Source organism: Paenibacillus sp. 01T431 (assembly GCF_056398625.1).
The window spans coordinates 55663-71232 of the sequence record NZ_JBFTPT010000026.1 but is presented as its reverse complement, the minus strand read 5'-3'; the positions used below and the strand labels follow the sequence as shown (position 1 = coordinate 71232).

Here is a 15570-nt window from a genome sequence, read left to right as displayed (position 1 = left end):
ATTCTTTTTTTCACAATAAGATGAGTGATGGTTCGTTAATCGAATGGATCGTTGAAGACAATGAAGAAACTATTGCTACGGGTGCAATTATCTTCTATGATTTCCCGCCTTCATTCACAAGTAAGAGTGGTAAAATGGGCTATATCACGAATATGTATACGAAAGAAAATTACCGTGGACAAGGGATAGCTACGACTTTGTTAAATAAATTAGTTGATGAAGCTAGAATCGCAGGTGTATCAAAAATTTGGCTCGGGGCTTCAACATTAGGTAGTCCGGTATATAAAAAGTTTGGTTTTATTGAAGCAGATTATTGGATGGAATTAAATCTTTAGGCAATTACAAATACTCTAATGCCGCGAAAATCGTGGCTTTTTTATTTTGTGGGATAAGGTTCCTCTCAAAAACAAATGATAAGAACTTTATCCCATTCCAGATTTTGACAAGAACTTGAACTCATTCCCGATAGATTGCAGGGAGAAGGTGAAGAAGATAAACATAAAAGTTGTAAACTGAACTCACTAATTAAGCTAACGGGCAGGAGAGTTCAGCCAATAGTTTGAGAAATTTTTAAGTACCCTGTGAAATGGAAATCGTACACATAATAACAGCAATTCCCTGGAGTTTAAGCTTCAGGACAGAAATTGCAGCGGTTGACCGTGCAAAATGGTTATGACTAGGCATGCGTATAGTCAAGTGGTTATTCATCTACATAGTATAAGATACACTTTCATGTAATATCATGAATATCTTCCGTTAGGAGTGATGTTATGGTTCAAATGCGAAATATAGGACCCATGAGACAACCGCCGCAGTCACCTCCTCCCGCATTCATCCCGCCGAAACCCGCTGTTTCTTATATCGTCGACTGCGTTTACCAGTACACTTATATTTGGCTTAGGTCTGGCGAGAACTTCTGGTTTTATCCGACATCTGTCGATATGGACGGTGTTGCTGGGTATAGATGGAGCGGATCATACTGGTACTTCTATGGTATCGATCCGCGATTCATCGATGCCGTATCGTGTCCTCCGATTCCTACCCTTTTCTGATCACTAAAATCAGAGTGCCAGTGGTACTGTTTACTCACCGCGCTCTGTTAGTGATACTTAGGACATCCTCGAAAATAAAATATAATCCAGCGCCTTTGGCTCGCCCGATGTTGCCTCCAAAATGCGTTTCTGCGAGACGGTAGGGGACAATCGGGAGGCACTCAATTTGCTGCGCTGGCGGGGTTTGCAGTGTTTCTAAGTGTTGAGCCACTGAATAACAAGGTGGAGAAACCTTCAGAAGTAGCCAGTATCATTTTTGAAAACAATCTCTTACCTCGTTGAACTAACGGGTAACGATAGTTGAACAATCATGGAGCAGTTTGCTGCGGCAGCTGCTCCATTTCTTTGTTAAGCTAACGGGCAGGTTAGTTTAATAGAAAGGAAGTATTTGATAGTCAATAAAATTGATCGTTGAGTTGTAGTGTATAATAAATGAAGGGGTGATAGAGATGCTTTTTTTAACCGCACTTTTGCTAATAATTGCTGTAGGTTATCCAATCTGGGATTATTTTTATATGAAAAAGGTCGAACAAAATCTTGTGAATAAGCAGAAATTGTTCATTGGAATTATGATTACTCAATGGTTACTGGTCATAATTGTATTTGTCTTTTGGGTAATTACACAACGTTCCCTAATCGACTTATTTTTTCTTGATAAACCCTTATTTCCTTTTCAATTAGAATTTTTATTGGCTGCTGGATTAGGAATAGGTATTTGTATTGGAATGTTTACTTTGATTCTTATCTTTTCAAAAAAATTAAGAAAAATATTATCTGATGCTCTATCTGATGAAAGCATTCAATTTTTGTTACCCTCAACAATTAAAGAACGTTTACTTTTTCTCTTAGTAGCTATTTCTGCAGGAGTCTGCGAAGAAATCATTTTCCGAGGAGTGGTAGTATATTATTTAAATCATCTTCCATTTGAACTGTCTGTCATCACAATTGGTATTGTTTCTAGTTTGCTATTTGGAATTGTTCATTTATATCAAGGTTGGAAAGGGGTATTACTTACTACCTACTTAGGTGCTATTTTGTTTCTTCTTTTCGTGGGAACAGGCGTCTTATGGATTCCAATCGTCTTACACATTATTATTGATGCGAAATTTGTATTTTTGCCAAATAAAAAGATGCCGTAAAATTAATTAAATGAGTATTTGATTGAACTAACGGGAACGATAGTTGAGTAATACTCATTGATGAGCAAGGGCTAAGGTATCCTGCTCTTTTTATTAAGCAAACGGATAGGATAACCTGGTGGTCATTCCGAAAGAACTAAAGTTCTCCGTTAGAGCTAACCGTTGTATGCAAGCAGTAGTAACTTTTTTTATTTCCGCAACTTCTGACAAGTGTATCTTTCAAAACGCTATGACGGGTTTCGCTATTGCCGTTTGAGGGGATTGCGGAATGCGACTATGCAAGCGCTCATGACCGCAGCCGTGCAGAACATGAAAAAGATTGCCCTACTCCTAGAAAGGAGGGCAATCTAGGGAATATTCCTTTAACCTCTCTTCAAACCGTGTCTTAAAAAAAGAGAAACCCATTGCATCGGAAAAAGCTTGGGTTTCTCTACAGCTTACAATTGATCATATAAGATCAATTGTCTTTATTCATATTTAGGTACGAATGCTTTGGGCGGATGAAACTCTGACAAATAGCTTGTCAACATTTCCAGCAAAACAACTCGAAATCGTATGTTATAGTGAGTCTGAAGAAGGATGAGCCGAGAACATTAATACAACGTTTGTAAAATGAGATACAAAGTAGCATATCGATGAAGGCGATGCCCATTCAGCATTTCATTTTAACACGCGTCCATAGACAGCTTAAAAAGCTGTCCCTCTAGGTATTCCGCCTTGTGTGACAGACCTTAGCAAAGATGCAAGCCACTGATCTTATAAAGTTAGAATATCTACTCCCAGAGCTGGCAGCATCATCTTCTGTTCCGATATCTCGCTCGTCAACAAGCTGCGATAGGGAACATCGAGAGTAACCTCTCGTTGCTCATTCGTCAAATTGATCAGGAACAGGAAGCTTACCTCACCCTTCGTTCTAATCGACAGCTCCACACCTTCTGGCAGTTGGAGCTTGGGAGCCAAGCCTTTTTCCTTCAATATCCCTTCGAACAGCTGATAGAAATACGATGGCTCCGGCCAAGTGCCGACATAGTACACTTCACCTTCACCAAGCTTATTGACAGTAACTGCCGGCACACCTTCGTAAAAGTCGTTGTCATACCAGGCAATCGGTTCTGCTCCTCGCAATTCCAGCAAATCACACCATTGCTTCGCAGCGAATGTTTGTCCCTCCGAGTTCCGTATTCGATGTTCGCTGTTGCCGATTGCATCATATTCACTCACGACAACACCCGCCGCTTCCGCAAGCAGCCCTGGCAGAGGCAGCATCTCACATACATTCCTCATGTTCTTCACGCCTGTCCGATTGGTGAGGACGACCGTGCCACCCCCGGCTGCGAATCGCTCCAGCCGCTGCGCTGTTTCTTCACTTAACAGAAAGAGGGAAGGGACAATGACCAGCTTGTAGCCATCGAGCTCCTCGGTCCAGTTGATAACGTCCGTACCGACGCCCATTTTCAGAAATGCATTGTGCATAGAGGACAAGTTGTCCATATAGTGCATCCCCCCTTCCGCTTGCGCCTGAAGAGAAAGCGCCGTATGCTGATCATGCGAATGCAGAATCGCAACCTGGGTAACGATTGTGGAGCCTGCCAGTAGTAATCCTAGCTGGTTCACCTCGCGAGTAAGCTCCGCGAACTCCCTGAACCTGCGTCCAGGAACATTGCTATGGTCGATGAGTCCATGCCAGAACTGTTCGGCTCCGACGGCAGCACTCCGCCAGCGGAAATGGACGACCATATCGGCGCCGCGGGCGATTGTCTGCCAGGAACGAGCTCGGATCAGTCCGGGATAAGGGGTACGCTGAATTGGCATCCAGGCGCCTTGCGCTCCGCTCAACTGTTCCATTACCCAGAAATTGCGGCGCTTTATGCCGCGAACCAAGTCCAGTGTCAGCGCTCCGTTCCTCGGAAACCGATCGCCATGATCGCGATACAGCTCATTCGGATAATAATCGACAGAGGCGAAGTCCAGCTCTTTGTAGAGATCATAATAGTCCAGGCTATTCGGGAATTGCCACATGTTATGCGTCACGAATTTGCCTGGACAGTTTCTGCGTAGAATTTCAAGCTGCCATCCCAGCAGATAGCCTACGCTGTCCGAGCAGAATCGCTTGTACTCCAGAAGATAAGAAGGGTTCATCGGCTTGCTGGTACCGAGCGGCGTTGTTACCTCGGCCCAACTGCTGTACTCTCCGCTCCAGACGACCATGCCCCACTCCCGGTTTATCTCTTCCAGACTGGAATAACGCTTCTGCAGCCAAGCGACAAATGCACGATTACACGTATCACAATGGCATTCCTGGTAGTGCATCTCGTTATCGATTTGCCAGCCAATGACGGCGGGATGCTTCGCATAGCGCTGTGACATCACTTCCACAAATCTAGAGCCCAGCATTCTCAAGGAATAGCTGTTGTTGCAACGATGTCCACGCACACCCGGCCGGATGATTTGACGTTGCTCATCCATTGGCAGCACATCCGGATAACGGGCTGTCATCCAGTTCGGTGGCGTATTGGTAGGTGTGCATAACACGATCTCCATGCCGCGTGCGGCGAATACTTCTATAGCCGCATCCAACCATTCAAACCGATAATGACCCTCGGTCGGCTCCATTCGGCTCCAGGCGAACTCCGCGAATCGTACAACTGCAACACCCGTCTCTTGCATAAGCGCAGCATCCTTCTCCCAAAGCTCGGGAGTCCATTGCTCTGGATAATAATCAATTCCGATCTTAATCGTCATCCTGTAATCTCCTTTGTTCATCAATATATTGCGATTATATGATATATTAAGTGGAGTTAAAATCTTAAATAATTAATACAGTATAATAATATTAAGATAATAGGAGAGTTGGTCGCATGCCTCATCCCAATCTCGCTTTCCCAGTACTTTCCGCTCGAGACAAGCTGCTCCCTTTTTATTTGCTTGGCATTGGTCTGCATCATGACCAGGAGCATATTCGCCGAGACCCAGGCATTCTCGATTATCAGTGGATTCAATGCCGCAATGGCGAGGGCAAGCTCAAGCTAAGCGAAACGGAGTATATCGTCAAGCAAGGCATGGGCATGCTGCTGTTCCCCGGTCAGAAGCACGAATACTATGCTTTGTCGGGGAACTGGGAAGTCGACTGGATTATCTTTGATGGCAGCGGGTCAGCGAGCTTGTTTGAAACAGTCGGCATTGTAGACACATGCGTATTCGCGCTCGCATCGCCCGAATACCTTTTATCCCGAATGCGGGAGTTGCTGCAAGCTGCCCTTACGCCGCAAAAGCAAACGTTAAGCAATTACTCCTGTTCCGCCATCCTCTATACCTTATTGACGGAGATTATTCAGCGCGTCTCTGTCGAGGGCAGCGATACCGTCGGGCAGCAGTATGAGCGGTTAAAACCGGTCATGGATTACATTGACCAGCATTATGCCGAAGAGATTGCTTTGCATACGCTCGCCGGACTGATGTGTGTCACACCGGAATACTTCTGCCATTTGTTCAAGAAGACGACAGGCATTCGCCCTATCAGCTATGTCAATCAGGTAAGGATCAACAAGAGCAAGGAACTGCTGCTCGACAATGTGCAGCGCGGGATGCAGGACATCGCTCATCAAGTTGGCTTCGAATCTGCTAGCTATTATGGAGCTATCTTCAAGAAGCTGGAACGGCTGACACCTGGTGCCTTCCGCCGTAGCTATCAGAAGTCGTAACATATGTGCTGTCTAATTGCGTTCGGGGAGTAAATGTGTATCTAGTTAACTTGGAAGCAAATTCATTGGACATAAAAATCGCGTTATCCAAATGGGATAACGCGATTTTTTTAGGATTTCAGTGAAATGCCAGCTTTGCTTGAGCAGGCATTAGGCTAAGATTACCTAAAGCACTCTGCTAGGAAGATGCGGAAGAACAATGTAATGCCATACTGTATGCGTATATAAGTTTCGTCAGCAGCCTCAACGCGAACAACTTCTTCTGTAGACAAATCGGAGATTGGAGCAGAGCCCGGGAGTCGAATATATTTGACATGAATTCGAAGATACCAACGTGCATGCGAGACTTGATCCGGATCCGGGTTCCGGGGTGTTTATGAGCAAGATGATTAAAACGATCTGAACTGCAGGAGTTTCCATTTATTTCGAACAGTGTTGCATTAGCGTGGTTTTTCGAAAGCGAAGCAGAGACCAATTTCATCTTATTCTAAGAGTAAAGGAGTTAAATATTTAAATGACTGTAACAGTAACGATACATTAAAGATCAGAATTCGCCTGAGAATATGAATGCCTTTTTGGTAAGAGCATTTAACTCTAAACAGCTGGTTTATATAAGCAACAAATATCAGAAAAAAGGCTTGGTAAATCTCTTTAACAAAGCAATGAAAATAGCCATTAGACAAAACAAAAAGATGATCTGGCTAGGAGTTTGGTAAAAGAATGAGAATGCTATTGATTTTTATAAAAAATGGGTTTTGTTCAAACGGGAGCTCACTCCTTTTATATGGGAGATGAAGAACACATAGATTTTATTATGACCATACACTCTTAGAACCTTAGTAAAGGCAGCAGGATGGATTATCATTGGGTTTCTGATCGGTAATTCTTAGGGGAAGCTCCTTTTATCTTTTTAAACATTTTGGAGAAGAGCAAAGGGTCATTGTAGCCGACAGAGCGGGAGATATCACCTATCGTCAGCTCAACGTTCCCCATCATTTCACATGCTTTTTGGACCCTAATACGAATTAAGTATTCCTGGATACTAGTATTCATTTGTTGTTTGAATAACGAACAAAGATAGCTTCGATTGAGTCCGATGATGCGGGCAATGTCCTCAATGGTAATTTTCTGAGCAAAGTTAGTTTCGACGATTTCCTTCACCTTTTCTACGTAAATTTCCGCACGACTATCCTGTTGCTCAATTGGCGTTACCGGTCCATATTCTGCAAGTAGGGATAATAATAAGTAAAGCAAACCGGTCAGTCTTGTTTCTCTCGTTTTTTGATTTCCATTGGACTCGGCCATTAACATCAAATATTTATAAATCATATCGTCTTTACCACAGTTGAGTATTGGGCATACCCTCGTTAATCCTGCTTGCTTGAGGAGCAATTCTGCCAGTGTTCCGTCAAAACCAAACCAGCAATATGACCATGGGATTTTGGAATCGGCTTGATAATAAGTAATGACAGCCGGGCATATAAGAAAACTCTGACCTTTCTGAAGCCGATATTTGTTTCCATCGACTTCAAAAATCCCTTCTCCGTCCAAAATATAATGAAGAAGAAAGTGACTTCTTATGGCTGGCCCAAAAAAATGACTCGGAATACATTCTTCAATTCCAAATTGTGTTAGATACAATTCAGTGTGCTGTTTGCTTCGTGACAAATACTCAATCATGGTATAACCCCTTAATATTAAATTCCAAGCATTATAACATAATTAGTGAGCATCAAGCTATGTACTCAATATTAAGTATTGATATATTATTCCTGTATAGTTGACAAATAATCTATTAATTAGTACCAAGCTTAAAACCATATTTTATTTTGAGAACACTAAAACATTTGCTCTGAGAGGGTAGTGTTGAGAGGAGAAGTTTTATGGGCATCATTGTTCAAGAGAATACGGGGCTTTTTCACCTGCAGTCGGCCGGCATGAGTTATCTTATTCAAATTAAGGATGGATATCCTATCCATGTATATTGGGGGGGCAACCTGAAGCATCGGGAACCCATGGCGGATTTATTAATTCACACTCCCGAGAAGGCTGGATTGGATCGCTTATTCCAAGAATACCCTCAATACGGGAGCGGGGATTTTCGTAACCCGGCTTATCAAGTAGAGCTTGAGGATGGAACCCGAATTACGGAGTTAAAGTACGTAGGTTATAAGCTCATTAAGGGGAAGCCCTCATTAGCTGGACTTCCAGCCGTTTATGTAGAAAATGAAGCCGAAGCAGAGACTTTGGAGCTGGAGCTGAAGGATGCCTATTCGGGTCTAAAAGTAGTCCTTATTTATACTGTTTTTGTTGATCGGAATGTCATTATCCGTTCTACACGCTTGAGTAATGAAGGGGGAAAGAAGCTTCGGCTTCTCCGTGCTCTAAGTGCAAGTGTAGACTTCCTGGATAAAGGGGACTTAGAAATCATCTATCTTTCTGGAGCCTGGGCTCGAGAAGGTAATATGACCCGCAGAGCTCTTCATCAAGGTGAAACTCGAATAGATAGCAAGAGAGGCATGAGCAGCCATCAATTAAACCCCTTTTACGCGTTGGTCACTCCGGAAACAACGGAAAACCATGGTGATGCTTACGGCTTCAGCTTAGTATACAGCGGCGGATTTGAAGCGGTTGCTGAAGTGGATTCATTCAACACTACGCGAATTAGCATGGGAGTGAATTCTTTTGACTTCACATGGCTACTGAATCCAAGTGATAGTTTCCAAACACCGGAAGTCGTTATGGTTTACTCTAAGCAAGGGTTGGGCGATATGTCGCGTACTTATCATCGCTTGTACCGGACAAGGCTATGCAGAGGGGAATATAGAGATAAAGAGCGGCCGATTCTAGTTAATAACTGGGAGGCTACTTATTTTAATTTTAATGCTGAAAAGTTGTTAGCAATTGCGGAAGAAGGGGAGAAGCTAGGAATTGAGCTGTTCGTCTTGGATGACGGCTGGTTCGGCAAGAGGGATTCGGATAATTCATCTCTTGGTGATTGGTACGAGGATCGCCGGAAGCTGCCGGACGGACTTGCTGATGTGGCGGAACGCATTAATCGGCTTGGGCTTAAATTCGGACTTTGGTTTGAACCCGAGATGATATCGCCGGACAGCGATCTTTACCGGGAGCATCCGGACTGGTGTCTTCATGTTCCTGGACGCAGGCGCAGCGAAGCAAGGTGGCAGCTCGTGCTGGATTATACTCGAAAGGAAGTTCGTGATTACATTTATGACTCCCTTTCAGCGATCTTCTCCAGCGTGCCGATCTCTTATGTGAAATGGGACATGAACCGCGCTCTGACTGAAATGGGTTCCGCTTCACTGCCCTCTGAACGTCAATCGGAGACGGCCCATCGCTATGTTCTAGGATTGTACGAGCTGTTGGAACGCATCACCACGGCATATCCGAATATTCTGTTTGAGAGTTGCTCAAGTGGTGGAGGCCGCTTCGACCCTGGAATGCTCTACTACATGCCTCAAACCTGGACAAGTGATAATACGGATGCTGTAGAACGGTTAAAGATACAATATGGTACTAGCATTGTTTATCCTGTAAGTGCAATTGGAGCCCATGTATCAGCCGTTCCTAACCATCAAGTTGGACGGATAACGCCACTTGATTTTCGTGGGAACGTCGCCATGTCTGGAAACTTTGGATATGAGCTTGATCTAACCAAATTCAGCGATGAAGACAAAGAGATTGTCAAAAACCAAGTCATAACTTACAAGCAAATTCGTGGATTAGTTCAAAAGGGTGACTTGTATCGCTTGAAGAGTCCATTTGAAGGGAACGAATCGGCTTGGATGTTTGTATCTGAAGACAAAGAGGAAGCCGTTGTGTACTATTTTCAAGTGATGGCCGTGCCGAATGCAGCGCGAAGAACCTTGCGGCTTGATGGGCTTAACCCGGATCTTGAATACGAAGTTTGGTCAGGTAACTATGGAGAAAAGTCAAGCTATGGGGGAGACAGGCTCATGCAATTGGGACTACACCTAGCTTATCATCAGAAAGACTATGAAAGTGGATGGTTCAGACTTAAAGCAGTTAAGGCTGGGTAAGGCCTGACTTCATTAATGTTCTAGAGAAATTTGGTCGTCCGGAAAAAAAATTCCGTTGGCTGAATCATATGAATGACATTGGATTGCTCGATCCGGAAAACTTCGTGCAGAAGACTGACTAGTTTAAAGCTAAGGTAGCTTCGGGTCGGTCGTCGGCAATGACTTCAAGGATTCAACTTTATATTATTTTACTCGCAATTATTCGGAGATGCTGACAGGGAATTACAGTGAACCGGAAAAAGAAGCTCTGAAAGCCTATAATATCGAGCATTGGAAAGACCTATTCCCTCAAGAAGAAGAATTCAAAATGAGAGCATACGGAGCGGCATACACGATGTCCCTTCCAAATGACGACCCAGCTGTTATCCTGGGGGCTAATGGTCTTCCAAGTAATTTATTTTGATTGAAAAGTTAAGGGACATTCTCCGTCCCAGCGGAGGCGGAACGGCCCTTTTTTATGCACTGTCTGATTTAATGCCAAATCTATACCTAATGAGGAAGTGACCCATGAGAAATCCGAATCTCGCTGCTATGGTACCTTGCAATCCGAATGCTTCTAAAGAAGTAAAAGCAGTACTACAGTACTTAAGCGGGATAGCTGGCAAAGCTATTATTACCGGTCAACACACGCAAACCAATTTGCAAAAGGAACTCCAGTACATCGAAAAGGTTACGGGGAGGCTTCCTGCGCTTTGTGGCTTTGAGCTGTTAAGTTATTCGCCGAATATTAATTATGAAAACAGCAGTCCAGAGTGCCTGCTTGAGATTGATGAGAACCGAAACACGCTTGACCGCGCTTGGGAATGGGCAGAACGAAAAGGTATGATCACCTTCACCTGGCATTGGTTCTCTCCTTTTGGAAGCTGGGATAAGGGGTTCTATTCGAATAATACAACATTTGATGCCTCCAATGCTGTAATAGAAGGAACGGAGGAGTATGAGGCATTGATTTCCGATATGGATCATATGGCCGATATCCTGAAACCTTTTTGCGAGAATCGGATTCCGATTCTGTGGAGACCCTTCCATGAAGCCGAGGGGGAATGGTTCTGGTGGGGTCACAAAGGGCCAGAGGTTGCAAAGCAGTTGTACCGTATTATGTATGACCGATATACACACATCCATGCTCTGAATAATCTAATCTGGGTCTGGAACTCACCTTTGGCGGAAGGATATGCAGGTGATGATGTGACTGATGTGATATCAAGAGACCTGTACCCTCCCAAGCATACGCATACGGATTTACAGCCCGAATATGAGGAACTCATGCGCATAACCTCAGAACCGAAGTTAGTTGCATTAGGAGAGATTGGGGTGCTGCCTAGCATAAATCAACTCTCTATAACTAGAATTCCGTGGGTTTGGTACATGATCTGGTCAAACGAATTTGGATCGACTGCAGAGTGGACTTCCGAGGAGGAACTACTCCAGGCTTACCATCATGAATATGCGATTACACTCGATAAATTACCCGTATTGTATTAAAACAGTTGAGTTCTAAACAGGCCGTCTCGGATTTAACGGAGACGGCCGATTTTTTTCATGTGTAGGTGTCACTATTACTTAGCGCTGTGTGGTACAGTCACGTTTACAGCAGCAATGAGCTTCTTCAACATTTTGTGGATGACGGTCTTGCCGGCTGTGCTGTTCGGTTGTTCATCGCGGGAAAACGATCTACGAAGGCTATTTCGATTATGCGGATCTGGCGGAAAAACGTCCGTTCGGCCCGATTATCTTTATGCAATGACCAAGGCAATCACCAACGAGTCCCATTCGAATTATGGATTTGTTTTTAAAGAAAAGAATCAAGTTCATCCGGATCTCTCTCGAGAGAAAAGACGAAGATTTTAACAAATGGCCTCATGGCCGCCTATTTTTGTTATCGAACAAAGAGCAAATCATTACGATGAAAATCCAATCAACGTTATATGGTTTACCTAACTGAAACCCCTTACAATGTATTACAGAAGGAGGAATGCGACATCATGTTAGCACAACTATACAAATATCGTTGGCAGTATGTCATGATTTTACCGGCTGTTTTGCTTTTGTTTCTATTTAATTATGTTCCTATGGCGGGCATTCAAATCGCATTTCGCGATTTTCAGATCGGGTCATCTATATGGGACAGCGCGTGGGTTGGAATCCAAAACTTCACGTTTCTGCAAGAGCCTCAGTTTTGGATTGTCGTGAAAAATACGTTGTTCATTTCGGTTTTGAAATTCGTATTCGGATTTCCGGCTCCAATTGGATTGGCCATTATGATTAATGAATTGGTGAGCGCAGGCTTCAAAAGATTCGTCCAATCGGTTAGCTACCTGCCTCATTTCTTCTCATGGATTGTCGTCGCTTATATTTTACAATCGTTTCTTACGTTAGACGGCGGCTTGGCGAATGATTTGATTACAAAAATGGGCGGAGAGCCTATCTTCTTCCTAGGCTCGGAGAGCTGGTTTCGGCCGATGATCGTCTCCAGCGGATTGTGGAAGGAAGTAGGCTGGAATACGATTCTTTATCTCGCGGCAATTACAGCCATTGATCCCCAGCAGTATGAAGCGGCCAAGGTGGAAGGCGCAGGGAAATGGGCGCAAATCCGGCATGTTACGCTGCCAGGCATGATCCCGACGGTTTCAATCGTTCTCATTCTTAGCATTCCAAGTTTGATTACCGTGGGCATGGATCAAATTTATCCGCTCTTGAATCCGGCGAACATGCAGGTGGCGGACGTTCTCGATACGTATGTGCTTCGAACCGGCCTTCAACAGGGGTATTTCGGAATGGCTACAGCAATCGGTCTCCTGTCATCCGTTATCGGTCTTATTCTAGTGGTGCTCACGAATCAGATATCTAGAAAATTGAATGGCGAGGGGTTATGGTAATCGATGAAACGTACATCTGGTGAGATCATTTCCCAAATCATTCTTATTGTTCTTATGCTTCTGCTGTGTTTATCCGTGCTCTATCCATTCGCGTATATGCTGGCGATCTCACTGAATGAGGGAACCGACGCAGCGAAGGGCGGCGTATATTTGTGGCCACGGGCATTTACACTAATCAACTATGAAATCGTACTCGGTAACGAAGTGATTCAGCACGCATATCTAATTACGATCTTGCGTACTATCGCGGGTACAATAGCTGGCCTCATGGTCACGCTGATGGTGGCATTCGGCTTATCGTATACGAAGGTTCCATTCCGTAAATCGATTCTGAGCTATATTTTGCTGACCATGCTTTTCAGCGGAGGGCTTGTACCTCTTTATATTCAGCTTTATAATTTGGGGCTTATTAACAACTTCTTGGTTTATATCATACCCGGAATGTTCTCGGCTTGGAATATGTTTGTCATGCTGAAGTTCATTCAAGGCATTCCAGAGGCACTCGTCGAGTCGGCGGAGCTGGATGGTGCAGGGCCGTTCCGCGTATTGCTCCAAATTATCGTTCCGCTGTCGAAGCCAATGCTTGCGGCAATCGGATTGTTCACCGCTGTCGGCCATTGGAATGATTGGTTCGCCGGAGCGTTCTACGTCACTAAGCAGGATCTCATTCCGGTACAAACGTTTCTCCAGCAGTTATTGTCGGCGCAGGATATGTCAGCAATCCTGGGCTCGAACTCGAATCAGGAAGCGCTAGCCAGAGGATCGCAAATGCAGAACGTGACACTCATGTCAGTCAAAATGGCAACCGTAATGGTAAGCGCGATTCCGATTCTATGTGTGTATCCGTTCCTTCAGAAGTATTTCGTAAAGGGCGTATTGATCGGCTCCGTCAAAGGTTAAGAGCCACCGTTAATGAGGGTATTGGGCTTCATCACATACCGTAACTTAGGTAAGCGAAAAGGGGAGAAAAGAAGCATGCAGAGCAAATGGGTAAAGAAGACCGGATTAATGGCTATGTCCGGTGTAGTATTGCTATCTGTCATCGCAGGATGTTCCGGTTCGAATGCATCGAAGAACGATCCGAAAAGCACGAACGCAGCGCAAGGCGGAACGGAAACGACAAAAGGCTCCAACAAGTTCAATCTATGGCTGGGCTGGTCGGCAACGGTTAATAATGATAGCCTTGTCCAAAAAAATTGGAAGGAAACGGAGCCAGGCATTGAGGTTGTGCTTGAAGCTACTCAAGGTGACGCAGTTACGGCGCTTAACTTGAAGCTGAATACCGGCGGCTTCGAAGATGCAGCTGTCTTCAATCGAAGTGAAATCGTGAAAGCAGCGATGATTCGCTCCAATAAAATTTTGTCAGTCGAGCAATATTTCGATATGCCTGATCAATATCCCAACCTTGCAGCGATTCCTAAGCAATATTTGGACCAAATGAAGGATGCGGACGGGCATATTTGGTCCATTCCAACCTGGTTCGACCAAAATCCTGACAATCCATGGCCGGGCTGGGCATCGCAAACATGGCTTGTCCGTACGGACGTGCTTGAGAAAGCGGGAATGACCACAGCTGATTTGGCTACGATTGAAGGTGTTGAAGCGTACTTGAAAAAAGCCTCAGAGCAAAAAGACGCGTCAGGCAAGCCGCTGATTCCGCTTAGCTTCTTAATGGATCCTAACGATACGGCAGGCTGGAACGATGAAAATACGGTTTTAAGCACGTTTGGCGTAACGACGGGAGGCGGTATTATCCCGGTAGAGAAGAAGGGTGACGAACTTGTCCTCTTGTATGACGACCCACAGTATAAAGTGGCTTACCAATGGATGAACAAAATGTATCGTTCCAATCTGGTGGACCCAGAGGTCGTAACCGATAAAAAGGAACGCTACAAAGAGAAAAACAAAGCTGGACGCGTAGCGATGAACGTAGGCTCCTTCTTTAACGTGGATAATTCGATCTGGGAGACGTTGGACGGCCCGACTGAGCCAGGCTGGTTCTATCAAGTCGTTCCATTCCCTAAGGTAGAGGGCGTTGAGAAGCTTGGAGCGAACACTGTCATCAACCCGTATCCAGGATATGACGTCTACATTAGCAAAAAATCCAAAAATCTAGAAGCGGTTTTGAAGTTTCTTGATTACTCACTTAAGCCTGGAGCGGATCAGCAGCAAGTCATTAACGAAGGACCAGAAGGAAAGTTCTGGGGCTGGATCGATCAGCCGCTAGGACGATGGAATTATATTGATGCAGAATATGATAAAGCGCGTAATTCTGGCGAGCCTGCACAGAAAGCGAAAGTAACGCCAGAGCTGTATATGATTTCTTCCTATAATAACGACTGGTATCCGTGGTGGAATTACGGCACAGGCGATAAAGTCGGAAACGAAAAAACGTCGAAATTCACGGCAACGGTAGGACAGATGGGCGCCGTGCGTAGCACGCAAACCTATGACTTGGTTAAAGCGAAGGCAGGCGGTCTGCTAGAGAAATACTTGCCTGAGCTCGAAAATATTCGCAAAGAGTATAGAGCGAAACTCATCATGTCCAAAAGCGGCGAGCAGTTCGAAGCAACCTGGATGGCTTTCCGTGATGCCCTTGAGAAACGTGGGCACTGGACTGAAGTTAAGCAAGAATGGCAGGAGCAATATGAAGTATTGCTGAAAGAGCAAGGCTAGCGGTATACCAAAATGGAGCACTCCTTTCTGGGAGGTTGCTCCCTTTTCCATTGTTGCGAATA

At 44.6% G+C, this 15570-nt stretch carries 12 protein-coding genes and 2 pseudogenes; 12 read left to right on the top strand and 2 right to left on the bottom strand.

From position 1 onward, the window contains the following. The 4 genes and pseudogenes from AC1DM9_RS31220 to AC1DM9_RS31205 all read left to right on the top strand — a co-directional run. The coding region (locus AC1DM9_RS31220) for a GNAT family N-acetyltransferase (RefSeq protein WP_477583921.1) at positions 1–335 on the top strand (335 nt) is incomplete at its 5' end. Positions 336–770: 435 nt separating this feature from the next. Then, on the top strand, positions 771–1052 hold the full coding sequence (locus AC1DM9_RS31215; RefSeq protein WP_477512028.1) for a transporter: 282 nt from the start codon (positions 771–773) through the stop codon (positions 1050–1052). A gap of 449 nt (positions 1053–1501) precedes the next feature. Further along, positions 1502–2191, top strand: a complete 690-nt coding sequence (locus AC1DM9_RS31210) for a CPBP family intramembrane glutamic endopeptidase (RefSeq protein WP_477512029.1) — start codon at positions 1502–1504, stop codon at positions 2189–2191. 219 nt (positions 2192–2410) lie between these two features. Beyond that, positions 2411–2542: pseudogene (locus AC1DM9_RS31205) on the top strand (transposase); the annotation flags it as partial. A 405-nt stretch (positions 2543–2947) separates the two neighbouring features. Here the strand turns inward: AC1DM9_RS31205 and AC1DM9_RS31200 are convergent. Further along, the gene (locus AC1DM9_RS31200; RefSeq protein WP_477583919.1) at positions 2948–4933 is read right to left on the bottom strand and encodes a beta-galactosidase; all 1986 of its coding nucleotides are present in this window, start codon (positions 4931–4933) and stop codon (positions 2948–2950) included. Between the two features lie 116 nt (positions 4934–5049). On the opposite strand from AC1DM9_RS31200, the gene AC1DM9_RS31195 reads away from it, so the two are divergent. Then, complete coding sequence (locus AC1DM9_RS31195; protein ID WP_477512031.1) at positions 5050–5892, top strand: AraC family transcriptional regulator; 843 nt, start codon at positions 5050–5052, stop codon at positions 5890–5892. Positions 5893–6431: 539 nt separating this feature from the next. After that, positions 6432–6724, top strand: a pseudogene (locus AC1DM9_RS31190) (GNAT family N-acetyltransferase); the annotation flags it as partial. A gap of 29 nt (positions 6725–6753) precedes the next feature. On the opposite strand, the gene AC1DM9_RS31185 reads toward AC1DM9_RS31190, so the two are convergent. Then, a complete protein-coding gene (locus AC1DM9_RS31185) occupies positions 6754–7572 on the bottom strand; it encodes an AraC family transcriptional regulator (RefSeq protein WP_477512032.1) in 819 nt (272 codons plus the stop codon). 203 nt (positions 7573–7775) lie between these two features. Between AC1DM9_RS31185 and AC1DM9_RS31180 the strand changes: the two genes are divergently transcribed. The 6 genes from AC1DM9_RS31180 to AC1DM9_RS31155 all read left to right on the top strand — a co-directional run bounded on the left by AC1DM9_RS31180 (position 7776) and on the right by AC1DM9_RS31155 (position 15508). Continuing rightward, positions 7776–9953 carry an alpha-galactosidase gene (locus AC1DM9_RS31180; RefSeq protein ID WP_477512033.1) on the top strand — a complete coding sequence of 726 codons (2178 nt, stop codon included), beginning with the start codon at positions 7776–7778 and terminating at the stop codon, positions 9951–9953. A gap of 507 nt (positions 9954–10460) precedes the next feature. Then, on the top strand, positions 10461–11438 hold the full coding sequence (locus AC1DM9_RS31175) for a glycosyl hydrolase (RefSeq protein ID WP_441884480.1): 978 nt from the start codon (positions 10461–10463) through the stop codon (positions 11436–11438). Positions 11439–11503: 65 nt separating this feature from the next. Continuing rightward, the gene (locus AC1DM9_RS31170; protein WP_477583916.1) at positions 11504–11749 is read left to right on the top strand and encodes a hypothetical protein; all 246 of its coding nucleotides are present in this window, start codon (positions 11504–11506) and stop codon (positions 11747–11749) included. Between the two features lie 189 nt (positions 11750–11938). Then, the gene (locus tag AC1DM9_RS31165; protein ID WP_477512034.1) at positions 11939–12832 is read left to right on the top strand and encodes an ABC transporter permease; all 894 of its coding nucleotides are present in this window, start codon (positions 11939–11941) and stop codon (positions 12830–12832) included. A 3-nt stretch (positions 12833–12835) separates the two neighbouring features. Continuing rightward, a complete protein-coding gene (locus AC1DM9_RS31160) occupies positions 12836–13732 on the top strand; it encodes a carbohydrate ABC transporter permease (RefSeq protein ID WP_477512035.1) in 897 nt (298 codons plus the stop codon). Between the two features lie 75 nt (positions 13733–13807). Next, the gene (locus AC1DM9_RS31155) at positions 13808–15508 is read left to right on the top strand and encodes a type 2 periplasmic-binding domain-containing protein (protein ID WP_477527907.1); all 1701 of its coding nucleotides are present in this window, start codon (positions 13808–13810) and stop codon (positions 15506–15508) included. Positions 15509–15570: the final 62 nt, after the last annotated feature.